Raw genomic sequence first — 25,360 nt, forward strand, 5'->3', positions numbered from 1 at the left:
ACTACGCTGAGTCTCGATCATTGGGCTTAAAGGGACGGCTTATTCATGTATCGATCAGTATCACTGCGTGCCGCTGTATGTCTGAGTACTCTTCTACCCGCGGCGATGCTGCAAGCAGCACCCGACGCAGATGTGGAGACCCTGAAACAGGAACTTCTGGAGCTGAAGCAACGATACGAAGTACAACAAAAGGCCCTGGCGGTGCTCGAACAACGGGTCCGTCAGGTCGAGGACCAACCGGCAGCCCCGCAACCCAAACGCCTGGCCAAGTCGCCGTCTGACATGAAAGGCAATCCAAAAGTCGCTACCAGTACCGGAGCGCCTGGTACCGGTGCCGCAGCAGCGTCGGGGGGCGCCGCCGGGGGCAGCGGCGCTTCTTACGGCCAATCGCTGGCCGACGACTCGCAACCGGCCCAGAGTGTGTCCAACCTCTACGACGAGGCCAGCGGCTTCTTCGGCGGCGGCAAATTCAGCTTTGAAACCGGTGTGACCTACTCGCGTTACGACACCCGGCAACTGATCCTCAACGGCTTCCTCGCGCTGGACTCCATCTTTCTGGGCAACATCAACCTCGACCGGATCAAGGCCGACACCTGGACGCTGGACCTGACCGGGCGCTACAACTTCGACAACCGTTGGCAGTTCGACGTGAACGTGCCGGTGGTTTACCGCGAATCGACCTACCAGTCCGGTGGCGGCAACGGTGGTGCGTCCAACGTCACGACGGAACAGGATGTTTCGCGCGACCCGACCCTCGGCGACGTCAACTTCGGTATTGCCTACAAGTTCCTCGACGAGTCGGTCAACACGCCGGACGCCGTGGTCACCCTGCGGGTCAAGGCGCCAACCGGCAAGGATCCGTTCGGCATCAAACTGCGCCAGACCGACGCCAACTCCAACCTGTTCGTGCCTGACACGCTGCCAACCGGTAACGGTGTCTGGTCGATCACACCTGGGGTTTCGCTGGTCAAGACGTTCGACCCGGCAGTGCTGTTCGGCAGCTTGTCCTACACCCACAACCTGGAGGAGTCGTTCGACGACATCAGTTCGACCGTCAACCAGAAAAACCCGGGCAAGGTAAAGATTGGCGACAGCTTCCAGATCGGCGCCGGTATTGCGTTCGCTCTGAACGAAAAGATGAGTATGTCGTTCTCGGTGTCTGACCTGGTGCAACGCAAGAGCAAGCTGAAACAGGATGGCGGTGATTGGCAATCGGTGGTCTCCAGTGACGCCAACGCCGGTTATTTCAACGTCGGCATGACCATTGCCGCCACGGATAACCTGACCATCGTTCCCAACCTGTCGATCGGCATGACCGACGATGCCCCGGACTTCTCCTTCAGCCTGAAATTCCCGTACTACTTCTAAAGCACAAGATCGCAGCCTGCGGCAGCTCCTACAGAGGTAATCCCTGTAGAAGCTGCCGCAGGCTGCGATCTTTTCAGCTTTGGTCTCTAGCGAATCTGATGCTTGTGCAGCAGGCGATAAAACGTCGGCCGCGACACGCCCAGCACCTTCGCCGCCACACTGAGGTTGTCGCTGTGGCGGTTCAATACATCGCACAGCGCCTGGCGTTCGGCGCGCGTCTTGTAGTCTTCCAGCGTACCCATCGGCGTCGAAATCGTGTGCTGGCTGAGCAATCCCAGATCCCGGGCTTCGATCTGTCGGCCTTCCGCCAGAACCAGACCCCGTCGCACGCGGTTGGCCAGTTCCCGAACATTGCCCGGCCAGTCGTGCTTGCCCATGGCAATCAACGCATCCTCACTGAAGCTGCGCGGGCGGCGCCCGGTTTCGTGGCTGTAGAAGTGCGAGAAATGGTTGGCCAGCATCGACAGATCACCGTGGCGCTCGCGCAATGGCGCGGTCACCACTTGCAGCACATTGAGGCGGTAATACAGGTCTTCGCGAAAACGCTTTTTCTCGATCGCCGCTTCGAGGTCGACGTGGGTGGCCGCCAGCACGCGAACATCCACCGGGATCGGCTGACTGCCACCGACGCGCTCGATGTGTTTCTCTTGCAGAAAACGCAGCAGATTGGCCTGCAGTTCCAGCGGCAGATCGCCGATTTCATCGAGAAACAGCGTGCCGCCATTCGCGGCCTCAATGCGCCCGACCTTGCGCTGATGCGCACCGGTGAAAGCGCCTTTTTCGTGACCGAACAGTTCGGACTGAATCAAATGTTCGGGAATCGCCCCGCAATTGATCGCCACAAACGGCTTGCTGTGGCGCTGGGACTGGCGGTGCAGCGTGCGCGCCACCAGTTCTTTACCGGTGCCGCTTTCACCGCGGATCAGTACCGGGGATTCGGTCGGTGCCAGTTTGCTCAATAATTTGCGCAGTTCGCGGATCGGCTTGCTGTCGCCGAGTAACTCGTGTTCAGGCTGGTCGACGTGAATCGTGCCTTGCCCGCGCAAACGCGCCATGCCGAATGCGCGGCCCAGGGTCACCTGAACCCGTGAGACATCGAACGGCAAGGTGTGGAAATCGAAAAACCATTCGCAAACGAAGTCACCCACGTTCTGCAACCGCAGGACTTCCTGGTTCAACACCGCGATCCACTCGGTGCCGCTGCGGCTGATCAGTTCCTTGACCGCTTCGGGACGTTCAAGGTGAAAAGGTTGCAGCCGCAGCAGCCCGACATCGCATGTCCGATCGGCGGCATTTTCCAGGCTACAACTGTCGACATCCCAGCCCACCGAGCGCAAACCAGGTAATAACCGGTGACAGTCGTCGCACGGGTCGACCACCAATAAACGTCGTAACGCAGGCGCTTCGATCATGACTGTTCCTTGGCGCCAAATTTAAGGAAATTATTGTAAAAACAGTCATTTGGCAGACCCGACTGTAACATTAGCAAGAAATTGACAGGGCCTTGTATCGATTGCTTATAGGTGTACAAGCTAACGAGTTATAAGAAGCAAGTTTATTAGTCAGCTATCGAGTTGCTATCTTTCACCAGGCTTTCAAAATCGTTCGGAATGTTGAGCCTGAGCAATTAAGTTGAAATTTCTCTGTTTCGTGTGTGACCTGCCACGGGGTTGCGTGCATCAGTACAAGTAACCAGCCGAACGGTAAGCCCAACCGACGGCACATCACTTGATTGGGCACGACAGAGAGACGACCCCATGACCGCCCCGCTCCGTATCAACGAAGCTCTTCTGATTGCCAACCACGCGTTCAAACCCTTTCAGTGCGTGGCCTGGGCCCCACAAGACGGCAATGGCGAACTGAACCTGACCGTCATCGACCGTACCAACTCGCACATCGGTCGCCAGCAGATTCCAAGCAGCGCCTACTCCGATCCGGCGCAACTGGAACTGCTGTTGCAACAGGCCCGCGCCGAATTGAGCAAAGAAGGTTACCTGCTGCAATCGTGGTCGATGCCACATTGATCAGAGGCTGATGCGGATGACTTTCAGGTCATCCGCTCTGTTCTTTGTTAGTTATCCGCTGCTGTTTATCTTCAATGCTTCTGTACAACTTTCTTCAAGCTGCCAGGCGCCACTGCTTGGCAGGCTTTCGTTTGGTTCAAAAAGACACTGTTATGGCACAGTGCGACCCTCCACCTGTTAGTTCTGTCAGTTGAACTTGCGTGTATTCAGGGATTGAATGTTCCGCTCATGCAGTTACCGCCCATTCGGGCCTGGTCAACTTGCAAGGAGAGGCATGCATGTCACCCGAGAACGCCTTTGCGCGCCCGGCACTACTCAACAGTTCCGGGCAACTCGACAAACAATTTGCCAACACTGGCGTCGCCCAAGTGTATTTCGCCGGCAGTGTTTCCAGCATGACTCAGGGTATTGCGCTGGATCGACAGGGGCGCGTGCTGGTCGCCGCCAAAGTCGGCACTGCGCAAGGCAGTCGGTTTGGTCTGGCACGCCTCTTCGCAGACGGTTCGGCCGACCTCGCTTTCGGCCAGCAAGGCAGCGTGATTGGCGAGTTCGAATGCGGTTTTGAGGCCACCGGTGGCAAGGTTCAGGTGTTGCCCGACGGACGAATCCTGCTGGCCGGGCTGCATTATCAAAACACCCATCGCACCCTGCCTGCGCTGGCCCTGTTCAGCGCTGACGGAACCCCCGACCCGGACTTTGGTAAAAATGGCTGCAAAGTGGTGCGCCTGCCCGGCGACCTGTCCGTCGGCTCCCGCGATTGCTGGCTGCCTCCCGGCGTACCGGGTGCTGAAGCCTGTGACATCGCCGTGCAGGACGACGGGCATATTCTGCTGATCGCCAATCACCACTTCGAACTCGCCGACCATGCCGGAATGCTGATCCGCCTGACGCCAGACGGGACGCTCGATGCAAGCTTCAATGGGCGCGGTTTCGTGATGATTCGACATTTGCTGCTCAACACGTGGCTCAGCAGCCTCGTATTGCAGGAGGACGGGCGGATCCTTGTCGCCGGCTCAATTGATTTCCCCCAGGAGGGCCTGGTGGCGCGCTACCTGCCTGACGGGCGTCTTGATGAGCGCTTCGCGGTGGATGGCTTCCTGGCTTTCAAAGCCAACGGCAAAAGCGCGATGGTCTGTCAGGTCATCGAGTCAAAGGAACATCTGCACTGTTTTGGCAGCAGTCGCGATCCGATCCGCTGCCTGGCGCTGAGCCTGCATCCTAATGGCCGCCCGGACTGGCGCAACGACACTGGGCACCCGCATCTGCTGGAAATCGGCCCCAGTGGTTGCCAGTGGAGCGCCGCGCAACGCATGGCGGATGGTCGGATCATGGCGGTGGGTGCAACGATCGGCGGCGTCGAGGCCGACTTCATCGTTGCTCGCTATAAAGCTGATGGCCATCTCGACCGGAGCTTCGGCAACGGCCACGGCTGGTTGCGCACGCGCCTGGGCCGCAGCCTGGATACCGCCAATTCTCTCGCGATCCAGCCAGACCGGAAAATTCTTGTCGGCGGCTACTCGCTCGACGGCAACTACCGCGCCATGGTCGCGCGCTATCTGAATCAATAACTTCCCGGACTTGAACTTGCCGGACACATGCGGCAACTTGCGCGCTTCTTAATACAAGGAGCAACCGATGTCCGGTTCACTGGCCCAGGCGTTCGCGCATAATTTTCTCGGGCACTCGCCCCGCTGGTACAAGGCGTGCATCGTAGGGTTCCTGATCCTCAACGCCGTGGTGCTGTTCACTGTCGGCCCGGTCGCCGCCGGCTGGCTGCTGGTGATCGAATTCATTTTCACCCTGGCCATGGCGCTCAAGTGCTATCCATTGATGCCCGGTGGCTTGTTGCTGATCGAAGCCCTGCTGCTGAAGATGACCTCACCACAGGCCCTGTACGATGAACTGGTGCACAATTTCCCGGTGATCCTGCTGCTGATGTTCATGGTCGCGGGCATCTACTTCATGAAGGATCTGCTGCTGTTTCTGTTCTCACGGTTGCTGCTGGGCGTGCGCTCCAAGGCGCTGCTGGCGCTGATGTTCTGCTTTCTCTCAGCTTTTTTGTCGGCGTTTCTCGATGCCTTGACCGTAACCGCGGTGATCATCAGCGCGGCGGTCGGCTTCTATTCGGTCTACCACCGCGTGGCCTCGGGCAATGATCCGCGTCAGGACAGCGAATTCAGCGACGACCGCCATCTGCCGGCCCTGCACCATGAAGACCTGGAGCAATTCCGCGCATTCCTGCGCAGCCTGCTGATGCACGGCGCGGTCGGCACCGCACTCGGCGGGGTCTGCACCCTGGTGGGTGAGCCGCAGAATCTGCTGATCGGTCATGAAATGGGCTGGCACTTCGCAGAGTTCTTCCAGAAAGTCGCGCCGGTTTCGTTGCCGGTGCTGGCGGCGGGTCTGGTGACCTGCGTGCTGCTGGAAAAACTGCGCTGGTTTGGCTACGGCACCCTGCTGCCGGACAACGTCCGCGCCGTGCTGGCCAATTACGCCGCCGAAGACAACGCCGAACGCACCCCGCGTCAGCGTGCCGCCCTGCTGGTGCAAGGCGCTGCCGCATTGATCCTGATTGGCTGCCTGGCGTTTCACGTCGCGGAGGTCGGGCTGATCGGCCTGATGGTGATCGTGCTGATCACCGCGTTCACCGGCATCACCGACGAGCATCGTCTGGGCAGCGCGTTCAAGGACGCCATGCCGTTCACCGCACTGCTGGTGGTGTTCTTTGCCGTGGTCGCGGTGATTCACGATCAGCAACTGTTCGCCCCGTTGATCCAGTGGGTGCTGGCGCTGCCGGCGGAACAACAGCCGGGCATGCTGTTCATCGCCAACGGCCTGCTCTCGGCGATCAGCGACAACGTGTTCGTCGCCACGATCTACATCACCGAAGTGAAACAGGCTTTCCTGTCCGGGCACATGAGCCGCGAGCATTTCGAGACCCTGGCGATCGCGATCAACACTGGCACCAATCTGCCAAGCGTGGCGACGCCTAATGGCCAAGCGGCGTTCCTGTTCCTGCTGACTTCGGCGATTGCGCCGCTGGTGCGCCTGTCGTACGGGCGGATGGTGTGGATGGCGTTGCCGTACACCGCAGTGATGGGCCTGCTGGGCTGGTACGCCGTCAGCTACTGGCTGTAATTACGCCGAATAAACTGTAGGAGTGAGCCTGCTCGCGATAGCGGTGTGTCAGCCCAAGAAATGGTGACTGATACATTGCAATCGCGAGCAGGCTCACTCCTACATTTGTTTTTGGGGTGAGTTCAGCGACCGAGGATGTACTTCTCGATTGCCTGGGCCACGCCGTCTTCGGTGTTTGGCGCGGTGACCACGTCAGCCTGGCGCTTCACCGCCTCTTCCGCCTGCCCCATGGCAATCGACAATCCCGCGCAATGGAACATCGCCGGGTCGTTGCCGCCATCGCCAATCGCGGCGGTCTGCGCCAGCGGGATATCGAGGTGCGCGGCAATGGTTGCCAGTGCGGTGCCCTTGTTGGCCTCCAGCGCCGTCACGTCCAGGTACACCGGTTGCGAACGCGAAACCTGAGCCATGCCGCTGACTTTGGCTAACAGGCGCGCCTCAAGCTCGATCAGCAGATCGGTGTTGTTACTGGTGGCGACGATTTTGTCGATGCGCTCCAGGTACGGCTCGAAACTCTCGACCACCACCGGCGGATAACCGAGGCCGTGCTGTTCGCGCGGCACCACCGGCCCGTGCGGATCCTTGAGCAACCAGTCACCACCGCTGAACACCCAGATCTCCACATCCGGTTGGTCAGCGAACAACGCCAGAGCAATCAGCGCGGTCGGCACCGGCAGGTAATGCGCCACCAACAGACTGCCATCCGGATTGACGATGGTGCCGCCATTGAAGGCGGCGGTCGGCAGATCGACACCCAAGGCTTCGATCTGCTGCAGCATGGCTTTCGGCGGGCGCCCGGTGGCCAGGCTGAACAACACGCCGGCCTCGCGTAGCGAACGAACGGCATTAATGGTGCGCTGGCTCAGGCTGTGATCGGGCAGCAACAGCGTGCCGTCCATGTCACTCAGTAAAAAGCGGATCGACTCACTCATCCCAGACCATGCCAGACGCGACCGTCGCGAGTCAGCAGATCATTGGCGGCTTGTGGGCCGTCTTCCCCGGCAGCGTAAGTCTGCACACTCGCATCCTGTTGCCAGGCATCGAGGAAGGGCTGCACCGCGCGCCAGCCGTTCTCGATGTTGTCGGCGCGCTGAAACAGTGTCTGGTCGCCGGTCAGACAGTCGTAGATCAGCGTTTCGTAGCCGGTGGACGGCTGCATTTCGAAGAAGTCCTTGTAGGCAAAACCCAGCTCGATGTTGGCCATGTTCAACGCCGGCCCCGGCCGTTTGGCCAGCAGGTCGAACCACATGCCTTCGTTAGGCTGGATCTGAATACGCAGATAGGTCGGCTGCAACTCGTCGACCTCGGTGTCACGGAACTGCGCGTACGGCGCCGGTTTGAAGCAGATGACGATCTCGGTGTCGCGCACGCTCATGCGCTTGCCGGTGCGCAGGTAGAACGGCACGCCGACCCAGCGCCAGTTGTCGATCATGACTTTCAGCGCGACGTAGGTTTCGGTGTTGCTGTCAGGCGCCACGTTGGCTTCCTGCCGATAGCCATTCAACGCTTTGCCATCGACTTCACCGGCGCGGTACTGACCGCGTACCGAATTGGCTCGCGCTTCTTCAACGCTCCACGGGCGGATCGCGCCGACCACTTTGGCCTTCTCGCCGCGCACGGCGTCAGCGCCGAACGCGGCCGGCGGTTCCATGGCGACCATTGCCAGCAGCTGGAACAGGTGATTGGGCACCATGTCACGCAGCGCACCGGTGTGCTCGTAAAAACTGCCACGGGTTTCAACGCCGACGGTTTCTGCCGCAGTGATTTGCACGTGGTCGATGTAATGGTTGTTCCAGAAGGCCTCGAACAGGCTGTTGGAGAACCGGCTGACCAGAATGTTCTGCACGGTTTCCTTGCCCAGGTAATGGTCGATCCGATAGATCTGTTTCTCGGACATGACCTTGAGCAGGCAGGCGTTCAACGCTTCGGCAGTTTGCAGATCGGAGCCGAACGGCTTCTCGATGACCACCCTTCTGAATGCTTCCTGGGTTTCCTCCAACAACTTGGCGGCGCCGAGACGGCGTACCACTTCACTGAAAAAACGTGGCGCGGTGGCCAGGTAGAACACCGCATTGCCAGTGCCGCTGTCGGCAATTTTTGCCGCCAGCGCGGAATAAGTGCTGTCGTCCAGGAAGTCGCCCTGGACGTAGCTGATGCCTTTGGCGAGCTTGGCCCACAAGGCCGGATCAAGCATCTGATCGCCCTTGCCGACTTTCGCCGCCACTTCGGTACGGATGAAGTCTTCGAGTTTTTGCGCGAAGGCCTCATCGGTAATGGCGTTGTGATCAACGCCGACGATCCGCAGATTTTCGTCAAGCAAGCCGTCGCGACTGAGGTTGTACAGCGCCGGCATCAGCAAGCGCTTGACCAGGTCGCCGTGGGCACCGAACAGAAACAGCGTGGTCGGTGGTGCGGGTTCTGCCTTGGATTTTCTGCGGATCGTATGGGTCATTTCTTCGGTGTCTCCACGTGGCCGCCGAAGCCGAAGCGTTGGGCCGAAAGAATCTTGTCGCCAAAAGTGCCCTGACCGCGCGAGCGGTAGCGCGAGAACAGCGAGTTGGACAGCACCGGAACCGGCACCGCCTGCTCCATGGCCGCTTCGATGGTCCATTGACCTTCGCCGCTGTCAGCCACCGAACCGGAGAAGCCGTCGAGTTTCGGATCGCTGGCCAGTGCGTCGGCGGTCAGGTCGAGCAGCCAGGACGAGACCACGCTGCCACGGCGCCAGACTTCGGCGATGTCGGCCACGTTCAGGTCGAAACGCTGATCTTCCGGCAGACGCTCGCTGGACTTGGTCTTGAGGATGTCGAAGCCTTCGGCGAACGCGGCCATCATGCCGTACTCGATGCCGTTGTGAATCATCTTCACGAAGTGCCCGGCACCGGCAGGACCGGCGTGAATGTAGCCGTGCTCGGCGCGGTGATCCTCGGACTTGCGATCCCTGGTGCGCGGAATGTTGCCCATGCCCGGCGCCAGCGCAGCGAACAGCGGGTCAAGGCGCTGCACGGTCTCGGCGTCGCCGCCGATCATCATGCAGTAACCGCGCTCCAGGCCCCAGACGCCGCCGGAGGTACCGACGTCGATGTAGTGCAGGCCCTTCTCGGCCAGGGTTTTCGCCCGGCGAATGTCATCCTTATAGTTGGTGTTGCCGCCGTCGATGATGGTGTCACCGGCTTCCAGCAAGTCGCTCAGAGTGTTGATGGTGTCTTCGGTCGGCGCGCCGGCCGGCAGCATGACCCATACGGCACGTGGCTTGGCCAGGCCTGCCACCAGAGCGGGCAGGTCGGCAACGCCGGTGGAGCCCTCGGCGACCAGGTTATCGATGAAAGCGGTATTGCGGTCGTAAACAACGGTGGTGTGACCGTTGAGCATCAGACGTCGCGCAATATTGCCGCCCATGCGGCCCAGTCCAATAATCCCGAGTTGCATGTGCTGATGCTCCTTACTACAAATAAATGTGTGTCATTGGTTATAGCCCAACGCGACTGATGGAGGTTAGTCCAGAGCGTTGCGATGAAGTTTCCGGGCATTGTGCCCGATCCAGACTGATAACGCCCCGAATCCTGCCGAAGACACACCGACCATGAAAAATAAAAAAGTTCCATTCACGGGCAAAAGAAATCAAAATTGGCGCCGATAGCAAGTCAGTAGCCCCGACGCGGGGACGATTTGCAGTTGAGACACGCCATTTGCGAGGTGAGCAATGGGCACAGTACACACAGCAATGCCGCCACAAACCCTGTACGTCACGATCCGTCGCGATGAATTGCGCCAGTTGAAAGACGAGCGCGACCAGTTGAAGCAGGAGCTGGCGCAGCTGCGCTCGCTGACCCAGGGCGCTCAGCCCAAACCTCTGCCGGTGGTCCAGCGCCATCCGCACGCCTGACCTGCCCCGCCGGCTTCGGGAACGGCGCCTGTCGTTCCCGACATGATGCTCCCCTGCCCCTGATCAGCAACTAACGAAGTTTTCACACTGCCTTGGTGATACTCCGGCCCATTCTGGCCGTGCGTTTGCGCGCGGCTTCCGTTCGTCGGTTTGATGTAGCGCTCCGACGGTGGTTAGTGACGATGAGCTGGAGTGCTGAATGGCATTGTTCAAACGCAGCAAAACGACTGCGACAGGTTTCGACTGGGCCGGGGTTCTCTGGCTGTTCGCTTTCTTCTGGTATTTCTCGGGCATCACCCAACTGTTGATTCAGCTGACCGGCACCTCCGGCTTCAGCGGTTTCCGTCAGGCCTTCGTGATGAGCGCGCTGTGGCTCGCCCCGATGCTGGCGTTTCCCAAACGCACCAAACTGCTGGCCGCGCTGATCGGTATCGTCCTGTGGGCCTGCTCGATGGCCAGCCTGGGTTATTTCTTCATCTATCAGCAGGAATTCTCGCAAAGCGTCATCTTCATCATGTTCGAGTCGAACATCTCTGAAGCCGGCGAATACATGACCCAGTACTTCGCCTGGTGGATGATCCCGGCATTCCTCGCCCATACCGCTTTCGCCTACTTCCTGTGGACCCGCCTGCGCCCGGTGTACATGCCCCGAGGCCGCGCGTTCGTGGCCGCGATCGCGATCGTCTTCGCCGTAGTCGGCTACCCGCTGATCAAACAGACCCAACGTACCGGCAGTTTCGCCGGCGGTTTCGAGAAGTTCGAAGACCGTATCGAGCCAGCCGTGCCTTGGCAGATGGCGGTGGCTTACCACCGTTACCTCGACACCCTGGCCGGCATGCAGGACATGCTGCACAGCACCAGCAAAGTGCCGCCGCTGCATAACCTCAAGGTGACCGATGCCGATAAACCGTCGACCCTGGTGCTGGTGATCGGCGAGTCGACCAACCGTCAGCGCATGAGCCTGTACGGTTATGGACGCAAGACCACCCCGGAACTGGACAAGCTCAAGGATCAGCTCGCGGTATTCGACAACGTCATCACCCCGCGCCCTTACACCATTGAAGCGCTGCAGCAGGTCCTGACCTTCGCCGACGAAGAGAACCCTGATCTGTACCTGTCCACGCCGTCGCTGGTCAGCATGATGAAACAGGCCGGTTACAAGACCTTCTGGATCACCAACCAGCAGACCATGACCAAGCGCAACACTATGCTCACGACCTTCTCCGAGCAGGCCGACGAGCAGGTGTACCTGAACAACAACCGCAACCAGAACGCCGCGCAGTACGACGGTGACGTGATCGAGCCGTTCAACAAAGCGCTGACCGACCCGGCGCAGCGTAAGCTGATCGTCGTGCACTTGCTCGGCACTCACATGAGCTACCAGTACCGTTATCCGCCGACCTTCGACAAGTTCCAGGACCGTACCGGCGTGCCGGCCGGTGTGCGCGACGATCAGGTGCCGACCTACAACAGCTACGACAACGCCGTGCTGTACAACGATTTCGTGGTGTCGAGCCTGATCAAGGACTACGCCAAGTCCGATCCGAACGGCTTCCTGCTGTACCTCTCCGACCACGGTGAAGACGTGTTCGACTCCGCCGGCCACAACACCCTCGGCCGTAACGAAAACAAACCGACCGCGCCGATGTACACCATTCCATTCATGGCCTGGGCGTCGCCGAAATGGCGCGAGAACCACGACTGGAACTTCGCCGCCGACCTCGGCCGGCCGTACAGCAGCTCGCACCTGATCCACACTTGGGCGGACATGGCCGGTTTGAGTTTCGATGAACTGGACCGCAGCAAGAGTCTGGTCAGCGACAGCTTCAAACCGCGTCCGCTGATGATCGGCAACCCGTACGAACGCGAGCAGCGCGCCTTGATCGACTTCAGCCTGATGAAGCCGAAAAAGGTCGACCCTGCCGCAGCGAATGTCGTGCAGCAGTAACCGCTCGGAAGGCATCGGTTTCGAGAGATCGCAACCGGTGTAACGCATAAAGAAAAAGCTCCGTATCGCAAGATACGGAGCTTTTTTCGTTTTGGGCGGTCAGGAAGCCCGCTTTATGGGGCTCTACTGTACCGCCTGAGGGAAATCGGAGCAGCCAGCATGCTCGGCCCTGAAAGAGCAGCCAGCGCGCTCAGAGGGCGCCAGTAAATTGCACCACCAGGATCAAGGATTGTTCCAGCACAAAAACAAACGCCCCGAACAAGTCGGGGCGTTTGTGGATGCGTTCACTTGGGTGCTTTCACATCCTTCGCGATGCAGGTCCGGCGCTATCAGTAAGCCTTGCCGGTCTTGTAGAAGTTCTCGAAGCAGAAGTTGGTCGCTTCGATGTAGCCTTCGGCGCCACCGCAGTCAAAACGCTTGCCCTTGAACTTGTAGGCCATGACGCAGCCGTTCTGGGCCTGCTTCATCAGGGCGTCGGTGATCTGGATTTCACCACCCTTGCCTGGCTCGGTCTGTTCGATCAGGTCGAAGATGTCCGGGGTCAGAATGTAACGACCAATGATTGCGAGGTTCGACGGCGCGTCTTCCGGCTTTGGCTTCTCGACCATGCTGTGTACGCGGTAGATGTCGTCGCGGATCATCTCGCCGGCGATCACGCCGTACTTGCTGGTTTCCTGCGGATCGACTTCCTGAATGGCGATGATCGAGCAGCGGAACTGCTTGTACAGCTTGACCATCTGGGTCAGTACGCCGTCGCCTTCGAGGTTGACGCACAAGTCGTCCGCCAACACCACGGCGAACGGCTCGTCACCGATCAGCGGGCGACCGGTGAGGATCGCGTGACCCAGACCTTTCATTTCGGTCTGACGGGTGTAGGAGAACGAGCACTCGTCCAGCAGCTTGCGGATGCCGACCAGGTATTTCTCCTTGTCGGTGCCTTTGATCTGGTTTTCCAGCTCATAGCTGATGTCGAAGTGGTCTTCCAGAGCGCGCTTGCCACGACCGGTCACGATCGAGATTTCAGTCAGGCCAGCGTCCAGAGCTTCTTCAACGCCGTACTGGATCAGTGGCTTGTTTACCACCGGCAGCATTTCTTTGGGCATGGCTTTAGTCGCTGGCAGGAAGCGAGTACCGTAACCGGCTGCTGGGAACAAGCATTTCTTGATCATATAAGTCCTTGAAAGGGCTGTGTGTACGAGTTTCGGCGCAGTCTAATCAGGCGGCGTGCACCTTACAATGCCCCGCACTGGCTAACCGATGCCAACATAGAGAAATATTCTCGCCGATAGTTCCGTTGGCGACTTCGACCCGCGAAAACAGAGTAGCTCAAACACGCAAATGCGCTGCATCACCATACGCTCATCATCCCCCAATGTGAGGATTTGTCGGTATCATGGCGCCTTTGAACCAGCGAACGAGACAGATAGATGGCCGCGGTAAAAATCATCAACGGGTATGTGATCGACAAGAAAGACGGCAAGTGGAACCTGACCACGACCAATGGCGAACACATCGCCGGTCCTTTCGACAGCGAGCAGCTGGCGACTGATGTAGCGTCGGTATTCACCGACACCCCTGCGTCGTCCAAACGCCGTGGCAAAGATCAGGACTGATCTGTTGCGACACGCGCCGAGCCCTGCCCTTGTGCAGGGCTTTTTTGTGGCCGCTCACAGCATGATGAAAACAAGTGGCCAATCGCTATAACCTTTTCATGCTGGCGCTGTCAGAGCGTTTAGCCCCTCCCTCGCTGAAGACGACACACTTATGAACATGAACAGAATGCTGCCGCTGATCGCGGTATTGGCCCTCGGTGGCTGTGCCACCTCGGAAACCACCTACCTGAACAACGGCGAACAGGGTTTGAGCATCGACTGCTCCGGGGAAGCCAACTCCTGGGCCACCTGCTACGAGAAGGCTGACGCCTCCTGCGCCGGCACCGGCTATCGCATCGTCGGAACCGACGGCACGCCGGCGCCCAAGGAGAGTGACAAAACCCTGGGGGTCGACGTCGGCAACTACAAGAACCGCAGTGTGGTGGTGGTCTGCAAATAGACCCTACATGTGGATCTCGGCGAACTTGATCCCGAGCCCGCGCACGATCTCGATCAGGTCGTCGAGCCGGGCGAAGGATTCGACTTCGTCGTTATCGTCCACCAGAAAATAGCTGCGACCGGCGCTCTTCTTGAAAAACACGATCCACTCGCCCGAGTTCGCCGGATTTTGAATCACATGCGTGGCAGAGATAAGGCCCTCTGCATGCCGTTCCCGTACTTGCTCTCGCTTCATGCGCGACTCCAGAAATGAAAATGCCGCCACAGCAAGACTGTGACGGCATCGGTGCTGATGGACGCTATTCTATCAGCCGGAAATACAGGCATTGGCGGCGTTTTGCACGTCACGGGGACGAACCGGCACATTGGACATCCGCTCATGCAGCTTGATGCTGCTGCCGCCGGAACGGTCTTCGATATCAAACACCGCAGCCGCGCCGGTGGAAAATTTCCCGGGAACAATCACTCGCACGCCATCCTTGTGCGGCTGCATCTGCAGCGCGCCTCGGCTGTTGGCAAGCTTGTCGGCCAGGCACTGAGCATACTCATGGGGTTTCTTGCCGGAAATCACGCTCATGGTGGGCAAGGTTTCGTTGATTTCGGAAACACTCGCGCAACCACCCACGACCAACATCAACGGCAGACACACCACACCCCACTTCATACAAATACCTCCCATAAAGACCCTCGGACAGCAGTAATGCCATTTTTCTCCGAGGCTTACTCCATTAAACCCGCATGGAATCGCGAATAACTGTTTTTAATTGTCAAAGCAGCGCTCGACGGCGGGATAATAACCCGTTCGGGCTGATAAACTGCGCCAATCGCACATGCTATCGTTTTGATTTAGTAGAAAAAGCCCTTCTGGAGGCGCCCATGAAATTCATTCACCAGCGCGAGCACCTCAACGAAGACGACATCGTCGTCATCCAATGCTCGCAAACCTGCAACATCCGCTTGATGAACGACGCCAACTTCCGCGCGTTCAAGAACGGCGGCCGCCACACCTACCACGGCGGCGCTTTCGACACGTTTCCTGCACGCATCACCGCGCCGAGCACCGGTTTCTGGAACATCACCATCGACACCGTCAACCGTCGCGCCATCAGCGTCACGCGCAAGCCGACCCTGACCCACTCGATCAAGATCATCCGCCGCTCCAGCTCCAAACTGAGCTGAGTCGCCCCTGACACAAAGGTAAGCACGACCGTGGCCCAAACGACCAAATACGTCATCAAATACAAGCTCAACGGTGAACGCCGTTTCGAGTTCGCGCAACTGGAAAACGGCACCGTCGAAGAGGCCAAGGCCGCACTGGACGCCATCCATGGCACCACCGAAGACGTGATCAGCGACATCGCCGTGAGCAAAGCCCTGTAACGCAACACTCGGGATTCGACCGCAAGCGGCGGAGTGTTCTGCCGCCGGGATTTGCCCAGACTGACAGCCTCGACCAAAGGGTTCAGGAGTCAGCATGTCAATGTCCCCGTCTCGGCTGGATGCGCTCGATTGGGCAAGCCTCGAACAGCATCTGGATCAATATGGCTATGCCATCGTCCGCTCGTTGCTGTCGGCGCAAACCTGTGAACGCTTGAGCGCCCTGTATTCGCAGACCGAACCGTTTCGTTCGCAGGTCATCATGGCCCGCCACGGTTTCGGTCGCGGGGAATACAAGTACTTCAGCTATCCCCTGCCGACAGCCATCGAACGTCTGCGCACTGCGTTTTACCCGCGCCTGGTGCCACTGGCCAACCGCTGGTACGAACGCATGAATGTGCCTGTACGCTTTCCCGCAACCCATTCCGAGTTTGTGCAGCGCTGTCAGGCTGCCGGCCAACTGCGGCCGACACCCTTGCTGTTGCAATACGGCCCGCAGGACTACAACTGCCTGCATCAGGATCTGTACGGAGAACTGGTTTTCCCACTGCAAGTGGCGATTCTTCTGTCGCAGCCCGGAGAGGATTTTACCGGTGGTGAGTTCGTTCTGACCGAGCAGCGTCCACGCATGCAGTCGCGCCCGCACGTTGTGGCTCTGCACAAGGGTGACGCGGTTATATTCGCGGTCAACCAGCGCCCGGTCAGCGGCACACGCGGCGATTATCGAGTGACCATGCGTCACGGCGTCAGTCGCCTGCACAGCGGAAATCGGCATACTCTGGGCATCATCTTCCACGACGCATCATGAACGCCATGCACCCGACCACCTTCGACCTGTTCGCCGACCACGAACCCGAGCAACAACCCCGCGCCGAGCAGATCGGCGAACAATCGTGGGTGTTGCGCGGCTTCGCCCTGCCGGTGATCGATCAACTGTTGCCAGCGCTGGAAGCCATTCTCGCCGTAGCACCGTTGCGCCACATGATGACCCCGGGCGGTTTCAGCATGTCGGTGGGCACCAGCAGTTGCGGAACCCTGGGCTGGATCACCGACCGTAGCGGTTATCGCTACAGCACCGTCGACCCGCTGAGTGGCCAGCCCTGGCCGGCGATGCCAGAAGTGTTGTCAGAACTGGCGCGCAAAGCAGCACAGCGCGCTGGATTTGCCGACTTTAATCCAGACTCCTGCCTGATCAACCAATATGTCCCCGGCGCGAAAATGTCTTTGCATCAGGACAAAGACGAAAATGCCTACGCGGCGCCGATCGTTTCTCTGTCCATGGGTTTGCCGGCGATGTTCCTGTTCGGTGGTTTTGCCCGCAGCGACAAGAGCCAGCGCATTCCTCTGCTGCACGGCGACATGGTGGTCTGGGGCGGGGTTGATCGCTTGCGCTTTCACGGCGTGCTGCCGATCAAACCCGGGCGGCATCCGCAGTTGGGCGAACGCCGGATCAACCTGACCTTGCGTGTCGCCGGGTGATCTGAAAAGTTTGACCGCAAGGCCCGGAGTGTTACCAACATTGCCGCTGGTTAACCTGAATCAAACAGGTCAACGGACTACTCGCCATGAAAAAGCTTTCGCCCCTCATCAACGTTGAAACCGATCCACGCTGGGCCGCCGTCGTTGCACGGGACCCGCGGGCCGACGGGCAGTTTGTCTATGCGGTGAAAACCACCGGCATCTATTGCCGCCCCAGCAGCCTTTCACGTTTGCCCAAGCCGCAGAACGTCGAGTTCTTCGAAAGTGCTCAAGCTGCCGAGGCGGCGGGTTACCGCCCAAGCAAGCGCACCAGCAAGGATCAGACTGAAGTCGCCAGCCAGCACGCCGCGACCGTGGCGATGGCCTGTCGGCAGATCGAGTCGAGTGAAACAGTGCCCGCACTCAATGAACTCGCCGAAACCGCCGGCCTCAGCCCTTTCCATTTTCATCGGGTGTTCAAGGCCGCAACCGGCCTGACACCAAAGGGTTACGCGGCGGCGCATCGTTCGCGCCGGGTGCGTGAACGGCTCGCGGATGGCGGCACGGTGACCGATGCGCTGTACGACGCGGGATTCAATTCCAACAGCCGCTTTTATGAGGCAGCCGACAAGGTATTGGGCATGAAACCCGGTGACTATCGCGCTGCCGGTCGCAACAACGACATTCATTTTGCCGTTGGCCAATGTTCCCTCGGGGCGATTCTGGTGGCACAGAGTGAGCGCGGCGTGTGCGCGATTCTGTTGGGCGACGATCCGCATCAACTGGTGTGCGATCTGCAGGATCAGTTCCGCAACGCAAACCTGATTGGCGCCGATGCCAGCTTCGAGCAGTTGATTGCCAAGGTGGTGGGTTTCATCGAAGCGCCAGCGCTAGGCCTCGACTTGCCACTGGATGTGCGTGGCACAGCGTTTCAGGAACGGGTGTGGCAGGCGTTGCGGGAGATTCCAGTGGGTTGCACCGCCAGTTACGCGGAGATCGCTCAGCGAATTGGCGCGCCGACCTCCATGCGCGCCGTGGCGCAAGCCTGCGGCGCCAACCGTCTGGCCGTGGCAATCCCCTGCCATCGCGTGGTGCGTAGCGATGGCAATCTGTCGGGGTATCGCTGGGGCGTAGAGCGTAAGCGCCAGTTGCTGGAACGCGAAACCCAGTCTTAGCGCACGCCGATGTAGACCGACACGGACTCGGGGCCGGTATAGGCCTCGAAGTCGGTAGCGTAACGGCGCTGAATCTGCGGATTGGCTGCAAAGAAGTCCCAGATCTTTCCCCAGGTCGAGATGACCGCATCAGGCAACGGCCCCTGCGCTTCGAACACCAGATACTCGCCCGCTTCGATCCGCACGGACTCGAAGTCTTTGACTGAAGCATTCACGGCAACGCCGGCAGTGACATCGAACTCCCCCGAGGCATCCGACTCGTAAGCCGAATACACGCCATAAATCGGCGAATGGGCTGACTTGCCGGGAATGGTTTCGGCCAATTCCTCGCCGAAAAACCGGCCCCACATCGGGCCAATTTTCGCGGTTTCGGCTTGGTGCTCTGCGGTGTTGGTGGTGCGAACGCGCAGGCCGGCAACGGTAAAGGCGTCGATTTGCTGTCGTTTCAAATCCATCGAAATTGCGGCTCCCTGTATAGAAGCGCGGCCACACAGGGCCGCAATGACGCCTACTCTGTCAGCGATTGACGTCGACCACAACCCTGCCGCGAAGCTGTCCGGCAAGCAGTTCAGGTGCCGCATCGATGGCCTCGCTCAGGGCGATTTCGTGACTGATCACTGGCAACAGGGCGAAGTCCAGATCCTTGGCCAGACGCGCCCAGGCCTCGATCCGCCGCGCTTTGGGCTGAGTTACGCTGTTGATCCCCGCCAGCGTCACGCCGCGCAAAATGAACGGCGCCACCGACGCCGGAAAATCCATGCCTTGAGCCAAGCCGCAGGCCGCCACCGTGCCTTCGGCGCGGGTGCTGGCACAGGCGTTGGCCAAGGTGTGACTGCCGACCGAATCGATCACTGCGGCCCAGCGTTCCTTAGCCAAGGGCTTGCCCGGCTCAGACAAAGTTGCGCGATCGATGATCTCGCTGGCACCCAGTTGCTTCAGGTACTCATGCTCGGACACCCGGCCGGTGGACGCCACCACGCGATAACCGAGTTTGCTGAGCAAGGCGATGGCGAAACTGCCCACTCCGCCATTGGCGCCGGTCACCAGCACTTCGCCCTGATCCGGGGACACGCCGTTACGCTCCAGCGCCAGAATGCACAGCATCGCCGTGTAGCCGGCGGTACCAATGGCCATGGCTTGCGCCGCGGTAAAGCCTTTGGGCAACGGAATCAGCCAGTCGCCATTGAGCCGCGCCTTTTGCGCCAGCCCGCCCCAGTGACTCTCGCCCACGCCCCAGCCGTTGAGCAGCACCTGATCACCGACCTGGTAATCGGGATGCGAACTGACCTCGACCGTGCCCGCCAAGTCGATCCCCGGCACCATCGGAAACTTGCGCACCACAGGGCTGCTGCCAGTAATCGCCAGACCGTCCTTGAAGTTCAGCGTGCTGTACGCGACCTTCACCGTCACGTCGCCTTCAGGCAACTGCGCTTCGCTGATCTGCTGCAGGCTGGCGCGATATCCGCTGTCGTCTTTGTCGATCAAAATGCCGTTGAACATGGCTGCCTCTCAATCAATGGATTCAAATACTCGTGCCCTGAAATAACACAAAGCAACACATTGCCCCACCCGACTTTGCGCCAATTCGCAAATCCGCCCAGTAATTCCAGAGCGGGCGACTATGCTTTTTCGACGGCCGTGCTTTCGCTGCCATCCTGCTGAAAGCGGCCCTGTCGATGGAGCTGACAATGTCTTACCCGCGCTCGTTGCTTGCGATACTGATGCTGTGCCTGCTGACCGTTGGCGACACTTGGGCGGCCCCGGCTACCGCCAGCAAACCTGCTGCTGCCGACGCTGCCGCCAGCGCTCCGACGTGGCCGCAAGTGATCACCAGCGGCAAGGCCAAACTGACCGTGTACCAGCCGCAACTCGACAGCTGGGATGGCTACACCCTCAATGCCCGGGCTGCCGTCGAAGCCACCGGCGCCGACGGCAAACCCACCTTCGGCATCGTCCAGTTCAGCGCGCACACGCTGGTCGACAAGGCCACGCGCTGGGTCGCACTGGATCAGTACAAGATCATCAAGGCCGACTTCCCTGCCGACGCCAGTCAGGCCGACGTCTGGCTCGGCGCGCTGCAGAAAGATGCCGAAAGTCGCAAGAAAACCATCTCCCTCGATCAACTTGAAGCCGCCGTCGGCGTGCTGTCGGCCGAGCAGAAAGCCGACAGCGCGCCGCTGGAAAACACCCCGCCGACGATCATCAGTTCCGACGTTCCCGCACTGCTCGTCTACATCGATGGCGACGCCGTGTACCGGGCGGTCGATGGCACTGCGCTGCAACGGGTGATCAACACCCGCCCGCTATTGCTCAAGGACGCCGAGGGCAAGCACTACCTGCACGTGTTCGATGGCTGGATGGTCGCTGACAGCCTCAGCGGCGAATACACCCGTCTGACCTCGCCGCCAGCCGATCTGGAGAAGGCCAAACAGGCGGCGATCCAGAGCCGTCAGGTCGATCTGCTGACCGGGCAGAGTGATCCGAAAGACAAGGTGCCAAATCTGGCCAGACCGCCGCAGCCGAAAATCTTCATCGCCACCACGCCCACCGAACTGATCGTCACCGACGGCGCGCCGCAGTGGCTACCGATTCAGGGCACCAGTCTGCTCTACGTGAGCAACACCACCGGGCACATCTTCAAGGAAATCGGTGACCAGAACAGTTACGTGCTGATCTCCGGGCGCTGGTTTCGCGCTGCCGACATGCGCGGCCCATGGACGTTTACCCCAGCGGACAAACTACCGGCAGATTTCGCCAACATCCCGGACGACAGCCCGAAAGAGAACGTCAAGGCCTCGGTCGCCGGCACGCCACAGGCCAAGGAAGCCGCGATCGCGGCGACCATCCCGCAAACCTCGGCGATCAAGAAAAGCGCAGTGAAAATGACCGCACCTCAGTTCGATGGCGAACCGCAACTCAAGGCGATCAACCCCACATCACTGCAATACGTGGTCAACAGCGCGACGCCGATTATTCGTGTCGACAACGACAACTGGTATGCGGTGGAAAACGGTATCTGGTTCAGCGCCACCTCGGTGAACGGACCATGGAGCGTCGCCAGTTCGGTGCCGGCGGTGATCTATTCGATCCCGCCGAGTTCGCCGATGCATTACCTCACCTACGTCAAAGTCTATGAGTCCAGCGGCGACACCGTGGTGGTCGGCTATACCTCGGGTTATCAAGGGTCGAATCTGGATCCGGCCACCGGCGTGGTGGTCTACGGCACCGGTTATCCTTACACGCCGTGGGTCGGCAGCGTCTGGTACGGGCCACCGGTGACCTACGGTTTCGGCGTCGCCATGCGCTATACGCCGTGGACAGGCTGGACCTTCGGTTTCGGCTTCGGCTGGAGCTGGGGCGGCAACACCGTGGCGATGGGTTGGGGCTGGGGCGCTTATCCATGGTGGGGCAATTACGGCTGGGGTTACGCCTGGGGCCCGCGCCTGTACCCCGCGCCACTGGCCTGGGGCGGCGCCGCTTATGGCTATCGTGGCGGTGCTGTGGCCTGGGGGCCCGGTGGCTGGGCAGGCACCACCGGCAACATTTATCGTCAGTGGGGGGATCGCGCGACGGTGAGTCGCTATGGCGCCGGATACAACGCCTGGACCGGCAATCGCTGGGCCGGTCAGGTTGGCTCGTCCTATAACTCGCGCACCGGTATTGCGGCGGCAGGCCAACGCGGCGCGGTGCACAACGCCTACACCGGCAACTACGCGGCTGGACGTAGCGGTGAAGTGGTCGGGCCGAATGGTGGCGCCATCGCCGGTGGCCGGGTCACCGCAGGTAATGCTCGCACCGGCACCCAGGTCACCGCCAATCGTGGCGCGGTGTACAACCCCAACACCGACAAGACCACGCAGTATGCCGGCGTGAAAGGCCGCAACGGCGGCGCCGCACGGGTTGGCGACAACGTCTATGCCGGGCGCGACGGCAACGTCTACAAGAAAACCGACAACGGCTGGCAATCGATGGTCAAGGGCAGCCCGGCCCGCACGGCGCCGGTCAACAACAATGCGCAACTGCAGAACCTCAATCGCGAGTCTGCTGCGCGCAACTTCGGCAACCAGCGCACCAACAACTTTCACAACTCCTCGCAAGTCATGAACCGCTCATTTGGGGGCGGCGGGGGCGGCGGTTTTCATCGCCGCTGATGGCTGCATTGAAAATTCAGACTGGCCCCGAGTCCGGTTTTGCTGTTAAAAAACCGGCTCTGCCGTCCCTGCCCCGTTTCATCGTTCGGAGAACCGCTTTCATGAGCCAATGGCCTGACACTCGCATTCTTGACCTGCTCGGCATCGAGCTGCCGATCATTCAGGCCCCGATGGCCGGCGCCACGACTTCGGCAATGGTGATCGCCGTGTGCAACGCCGGCGGCTTGGGTTCGATGCCTGCCGCAATGCTGAGCATCGAGCAGTTGCGCGAAGAGCTGAAGACCATTCGCGAGCACACCCGCAAACCGTTCAACGTCAATTTCTTCTGCCACCAGCCACCGGCCGCCGATGAACAGCGCGCGCAAGACTGGAAAAACCTGCTGGAGCCTTACTACCGCGAATTGGGCGTCGATTTCGACGCACCGACACCGGTTTCCAACCGCGCGCCATTCGATGCGGCAGCGTGCGCCGTGCTCGAAGAGTTTCGTCCTGAGGTGGTGAGCTTTCACTTTGGTCTGCCGGAAAAATCCCTGCTGGATCGGGTCAAGGCCACGGGTGCGAAAATCCTCTCGTCCGCCACCACTGTCGATGAAGCGATGTGGCTTGAGCAAAACGGTTGCGACGCGATCATCGCCATGGGTTACGAGGCTGGCGGGCATCGCGGGATGTTTCTCAGCGATGATTTGAGCAGTCAGGTCGGCACCTTTGCGCTGGTGCCGCAGATCGTCGATGCGGTCAAGGTGCCGGTGATCGCTGCCGGCGCCATTGCCGATGCGCGAGGGGTGGCGGCGGCGTTGATGCTGGGTGCATCGGCGGTGCAGGTTGGCACCGCGTACCTGTTCACGCCGGAAGCGAAAGTCAGCGCCTCGCATCACCAGGCGCTGCGCAGCGCCAAGGAAAGTGAAACCGCGATTACCAACCTGTTCACCGGCCGCCCGGCTCGCGGCATTCTCAATCGGGTGATGCGCGAAATCGGCCCGATGTCACCGAAAGCCCCGGCCTTCCCGCTGGCCGGCGGGGCGCTGATGCCGTTGCGTGCCAAAAGTGAAGCGCAGTTCAGCAACCTCTGGGCCGGTCAGGCGTTCCCATTGGGCGAAGAGCTGAACAGCGCTGATCTGACCCGGCAACTGGCGGATGGCGCTCTGGCAAAACTGCTCCGCCGCTGATCCGGCGCAGGGTGAGACATGGCACCACCTCACCCTGTGTTCACCAGCACTTCCTGTTTAGCGGCATTTCGCTATATATTTCGCTATATAGCGTTCCACCCTTCGCATCGGTGCAGTCCACCTCCAACAATAACTGCCCTCTGCACTCGCCCATAACGGAGCTGTTACATGACCATTCGTGCCCCACGTTTTGCCCCAACCTGCCTGGCCACCCTGCTTTCGGTATTCGCCTTCGGTACCGCTCAGGCTGATGAAGTGCAGGTGGCCGTTGCCGCCAACTTCACCGCGCCGATCCAGGCCATTGCTGCCGATTTCGAAAAAGACACCGGGCACAAACTGGTCGCCGCCTACGGTGCCACCGGTCAGTTCTATACCCAGATCAAAAACGGCGCGCCGTTCGAAGTGTTCCTCTCGGCGGACGACACCACGCCGGAAAAACTGGAAAAAGAAGGCGACACCGTCAAGGGTTCGCGCTTCACCTACGCCATCGGCACCCTGGCGCTGTGGTCGGCGAAAGATGGTTATGTCGACGCCAAAGGTGAAGTCCTGAAGAAGAATGAATACCAGCACCTGTCCATCGCCAATCCGAAAGCCGCGCCATACGGTCTGGCCGCTACTCAAATGCTGGAAAAACTCAATCTGACTGAGGCGACCAAGGCGAAGATCGTCGAAGGCCAGAACATCACCCAGGCCTACCAGTTCGTGTCCACCGGCAACGCCGAACTGGGTTTTGTCGCACTGTCGCAGATCTACAAGGACGGCAAGGTCACCAGCGGTTCGGCGTGGATCGTTCCAGCGAGCATGCACGACCCGATCAAACAGGACGCGGTGATTCTCAACAAAGGCAAGGACAGCGCCGCCGCCAAAGCGCTGGTTGAATACCTCAAGGGTCCGAAAGCCGCTGCGGTGATCAAGTCCTACGGTTACCAACTCTAAATGTCGCTGACGAGTGCCGACTTCGCGGCGATCTGGCTGACCCTGAAACTGGCGTCCCTGACCACCGCTATCCTGCTGGTCGTCGGCACGCCGATTGCCCTGTGGTTGTCGCGCAGCCGTTCCTGGCTGCGTGGCCCCATCGGCGCTATCGTCGCCCTGCCCCTCGTACTGCCGCCGACCGTGATCGGCTTTTATCTGCTGCTGGCGATGGGGCCCAATGGCTTTCTCGGCCACTTCACGCAATGGCTGGGTCTGGGCACTCTGACCTTCAGTTTTACCGGGCTGGTGATCGGTTCGGTGATCTATTCCATGCCGTTTGTGGTGCAACCGTTGCAGAACGCGTTCTCTGCCATCGGCACCCGCCCACTGGAAGTGGCCGCAACCTTGCGCGCCAATCCCTGGGACACTTTTTTCAGCGTGATCCTGCCGTTGGCCCGCCCCGGTTTCGTGACGGCGGCGATCCTCGGTTTCGCGCATACCGTTGGTGAATTCGGCGTGGTGCTGATGATCGGCGGCAACATTCCCGACAAGACCCGCGTGGTCTCGGTACAGATCTACGACCATGTCGAGGCGATGGAATATGCTCAGGCCCATTGGCTGGCCGGGGCGATGCTGGTGTTTTCGTTTCTGGTGTTGCTGGCGCTCTACTCCAGCCGCAAGACCCGCGCGGGTTGGAGCTGAT

26 protein-coding genes are annotated in these 25,360 nt (G+C 60.0%); 17 read left to right on the forward strand and 9 right to left on the reverse strand.

The window, feature by feature from the left end:
* Window positions 1-45 precede the first annotated feature (45 nt).
* Window positions 46-1,368, forward strand: a complete 1,323-nt coding sequence (locus VLA07_RS18640) for a transporter (protein WP_096796550.1) — start codon at window positions 46-48, stop codon at window positions 1,366-1,368.
* An 86-nt stretch (window positions 1,369-1,454) separates the two neighbouring features.
* Here the strand turns inward: VLA07_RS18640 and VLA07_RS18645 are convergent, their stop codons facing one another.
* Window positions 1,455-2,780 (reverse strand): sigma-54 dependent transcriptional regulator, encoded by a 1,326-nt coding sequence (locus tag VLA07_RS18645; RefSeq protein WP_027612698.1) that lies wholly within the window; start codon window positions 2,778-2,780, stop codon window positions 1,455-1,457.
* Window positions 2,781-3,125: 345 nt separating this feature from the next.
* Here VLA07_RS18645 and VLA07_RS18650 point away from each other — a divergent pair, with 345 nt between their 5' ends.
* From VLA07_RS18650 to nhaB, 3 genes are all read left to right on the forward strand, one after another.
* Window positions 3,126-3,392, forward strand: coding sequence for a hypothetical protein (locus VLA07_RS18650; RefSeq protein ID WP_003225374.1), 267 nt, complete (start codon window positions 3,126-3,128; stop codon window positions 3,390-3,392).
* 278 nt (window positions 3,393-3,670) lie between these two features.
* Complete coding sequence (locus VLA07_RS18655) at window positions 3,671-4,960, forward strand: hypothetical protein (RefSeq protein WP_333990369.1); 1,290 nt, start codon at window positions 3,671-3,673, stop codon at window positions 4,958-4,960.
* 67 nt (window positions 4,961-5,027) lie between these two features.
* Window positions 5,028-6,530, forward strand: coding sequence for a sodium/proton antiporter NhaB (nhaB, locus tag VLA07_RS18660; protein ID WP_333990372.1), 1,503 nt, complete (start codon window positions 5,028-5,030; stop codon window positions 6,528-6,530).
* Between the two features lie 122 nt (window positions 6,531-6,652).
* On the opposite strand, the gene VLA07_RS18665 is transcribed toward nhaB, so the two are convergent.
* From VLA07_RS18665 to gnd, 3 genes are read right to left on the reverse strand one after another with little or no spacing between them, the layout of a single operon-like run.
* Entirely contained in the window at window positions 6,653-7,462 is an 810-nt protein-coding gene (locus VLA07_RS18665; RefSeq protein WP_333990375.1) for an HAD family hydrolase, read from the reverse strand.
* Window positions 7,459-8,982, reverse strand: a complete 1,524-nt coding sequence (gene zwf / locus VLA07_RS18670; protein ID WP_333990377.1) for a glucose-6-phosphate dehydrogenase — start codon at window positions 8,980-8,982, stop codon at window positions 7,459-7,461. The genes VLA07_RS18665 and zwf overlap by 4 nt, the downstream gene beginning before the upstream one ends.
* The gene (gene gnd / locus VLA07_RS18675) at window positions 8,979-9,959 is read right to left on the reverse strand and encodes a phosphogluconate dehydrogenase (NAD(+)-dependent, decarboxylating) (protein WP_333990379.1); all 981 of its coding nucleotides are present in this window, start codon (window positions 9,957-9,959) and stop codon (window positions 8,979-8,981) included. Before gnd ends, zwf begins: the two co-directional genes overlap by 4 nt.
* Window positions 9,960-10,233: 274 nt before the next feature.
* Between gnd and VLA07_RS18680 the strand changes: the two genes are divergently transcribed.
* Window positions 10,234-10,416, forward strand: a complete 183-nt coding sequence (locus VLA07_RS18680; RefSeq protein WP_007964649.1) for a DUF6026 family protein — start codon at window positions 10,234-10,236, stop codon at window positions 10,414-10,416.
* A gap of 199 nt (window positions 10,417-10,615) precedes the next feature.
* Complete coding sequence (locus VLA07_RS18685) at window positions 10,616-12,364, forward strand: phosphoethanolamine transferase CptA (protein ID WP_135295891.1); 1,749 nt, start codon at window positions 10,616-10,618, stop codon at window positions 12,362-12,364.
* 329 nt (window positions 12,365-12,693) lie between these two features.
* Here the strand turns inward: VLA07_RS18685 and galU are convergent, their stop codons facing one another.
* A complete protein-coding gene (gene galU, locus VLA07_RS18690; protein WP_007912230.1) occupies window positions 12,694-13,533 on the reverse strand; it encodes a UTP--glucose-1-phosphate uridylyltransferase GalU in 840 nt (279 codons plus the stop codon).
* Window positions 13,534-13,791: 258 nt separating this feature from the next.
* On the opposite strand from galU, the gene VLA07_RS18695 reads away from it, so the two are divergent.
* Window positions 13,792-13,977 carry a hypothetical protein gene (locus VLA07_RS18695; RefSeq protein WP_007964653.1) on the forward strand — a complete coding sequence of 62 codons (186 nt, stop codon included), beginning with the start codon at window positions 13,792-13,794 and terminating at the stop codon, window positions 13,975-13,977.
* A 151-nt stretch (window positions 13,978-14,128) separates the two neighbouring features.
* Complete coding sequence (locus VLA07_RS18700; protein ID WP_007964655.1) at window positions 14,129-14,416, forward strand: hypothetical protein; 288 nt, start codon at window positions 14,129-14,131, stop codon at window positions 14,414-14,416.
* A gap of 3 nt (window positions 14,417-14,419) precedes the next feature.
* Here VLA07_RS18700 and VLA07_RS18705 read toward each other — a convergent pair whose 3' ends face one another.
* Together VLA07_RS18705 and VLA07_RS18710 are read right to left on the reverse strand one after the other, a co-directional pair.
* Window positions 14,420-14,650 carry a hypothetical protein gene (locus VLA07_RS18705; RefSeq protein WP_027612691.1) on the reverse strand — a complete coding sequence of 77 codons (231 nt, stop codon included), beginning with the start codon at window positions 14,648-14,650 and terminating at the stop codon, window positions 14,420-14,422.
* Between the two features lie 72 nt (window positions 14,651-14,722).
* Window positions 14,723-15,079, reverse strand: coding sequence for a hypothetical protein (locus VLA07_RS18710; RefSeq protein WP_027612690.1), 357 nt, complete (start codon window positions 15,077-15,079; stop codon window positions 14,723-14,725).
* A gap of 212 nt (window positions 15,080-15,291) precedes the next feature.
* On the opposite strand from VLA07_RS18710, the gene VLA07_RS18715 reads away from it, so the two are divergent.
* From VLA07_RS18715 to ada, 5 genes are all read left to right on the forward strand, one after another.
* Window positions 15,292-15,594, forward strand: a complete 303-nt coding sequence (locus tag VLA07_RS18715) for a DUF1883 domain-containing protein (RefSeq protein ID WP_024164475.1) — start codon at window positions 15,292-15,294, stop codon at window positions 15,592-15,594.
* Window positions 15,595-15,624: 30 nt separating this feature from the next.
* Entirely contained in the window at window positions 15,625-15,795 is a 171-nt protein-coding gene (locus VLA07_RS18720) for a hypothetical protein (RefSeq protein ID WP_096796544.1), read from the forward strand.
* A gap of 94 nt (window positions 15,796-15,889) precedes the next feature.
* Complete coding sequence (locus VLA07_RS18725) at window positions 15,890-16,600, forward strand: 2OG-Fe(II) oxygenase (RefSeq protein WP_027612689.1); 711 nt, start codon at window positions 15,890-15,892, stop codon at window positions 16,598-16,600.
* Window positions 16,601-16,605: 5 nt separating this feature from the next.
* Window positions 16,606-17,271 (forward strand): DNA oxidative demethylase AlkB, encoded by a 666-nt coding sequence (alkB, locus tag VLA07_RS18730; protein ID WP_333990780.1) that lies wholly within the window; start codon window positions 16,606-16,608, stop codon window positions 17,269-17,271.
* Between the two features lie 86 nt (window positions 17,272-17,357).
* The gene (gene ada, locus VLA07_RS18735) at window positions 17,358-18,425 is read left to right on the forward strand and encodes a bifunctional DNA-binding transcriptional regulator/O6-methylguanine-DNA methyltransferase Ada (protein ID WP_333990395.1); all 1,068 of its coding nucleotides are present in this window, start codon (window positions 17,358-17,360) and stop codon (window positions 18,423-18,425) included.
* On the opposite strand, the gene VLA07_RS18740 is transcribed toward ada, so the two are convergent.
* Together VLA07_RS18740 and acuI are read right to left on the reverse strand one after the other, a co-directional pair.
* Window positions 18,422-18,880, reverse strand: a complete 459-nt coding sequence (locus VLA07_RS18740) for a GyrI-like domain-containing protein (protein WP_333990398.1) — start codon at window positions 18,878-18,880, stop codon at window positions 18,422-18,424. The genes ada and VLA07_RS18740 overlap by 4 nt on opposite strands.
* Before the next feature lie 61 nt (window positions 18,881-18,941).
* On the reverse strand, window positions 18,942-19,925 hold the full coding sequence (gene acuI / locus VLA07_RS18745) for an acrylyl-CoA reductase (NADPH) (protein WP_333990401.1): 984 nt from the start codon (window positions 19,923-19,925) through the stop codon (window positions 18,942-18,944).
* A 188-nt stretch (window positions 19,926-20,113) separates the two neighbouring features.
* Between acuI and VLA07_RS18750 the strand changes: the two genes are divergently transcribed.
* The 4 genes from VLA07_RS18750 to modB all read left to right on the forward strand — a co-directional run bounded on the left by VLA07_RS18750 (window position 20,114) and on the right by modB (window position 25,359).
* Window positions 20,114-22,576: an autotransporter gene (locus VLA07_RS18750; protein ID WP_330206041.1), complete on the forward strand. Its 2,463-nt coding sequence runs from the start codon at window positions 20,114-20,116 to the stop codon at window positions 22,574-22,576.
* A 101-nt stretch (window positions 22,577-22,677) separates the two neighbouring features.
* Window positions 22,678-23,742, forward strand: coding sequence for an NAD(P)H-dependent flavin oxidoreductase (locus VLA07_RS18755; RefSeq protein WP_333990402.1), 1,065 nt, complete (start codon window positions 22,678-22,680; stop codon window positions 23,740-23,742).
* Between the two features lie 168 nt (window positions 23,743-23,910).
* On the forward strand, window positions 23,911-24,678 hold the full coding sequence (modA, locus tag VLA07_RS18760) for a molybdate ABC transporter substrate-binding protein (RefSeq protein ID WP_333990403.1): 768 nt from the start codon (window positions 23,911-23,913) through the stop codon (window positions 24,676-24,678).
* Complete coding sequence (modB, locus tag VLA07_RS18765) at window positions 24,679-25,359, forward strand: molybdate ABC transporter permease subunit (protein ID WP_003225407.1); 681 nt, start codon at window positions 24,679-24,681, stop codon at window positions 25,357-25,359.
* Window position 25,360 lies beyond the last annotated feature (1 nt).

Source organism: Pseudomonas sp. S3(2024) (assembly GCF_036861315.1).
Taxonomy (GTDB): domain Bacteria; phylum Pseudomonadota; class Gammaproteobacteria; order Pseudomonadales; family Pseudomonadaceae; genus Aquipseudomonas; species Aquipseudomonas putida_A.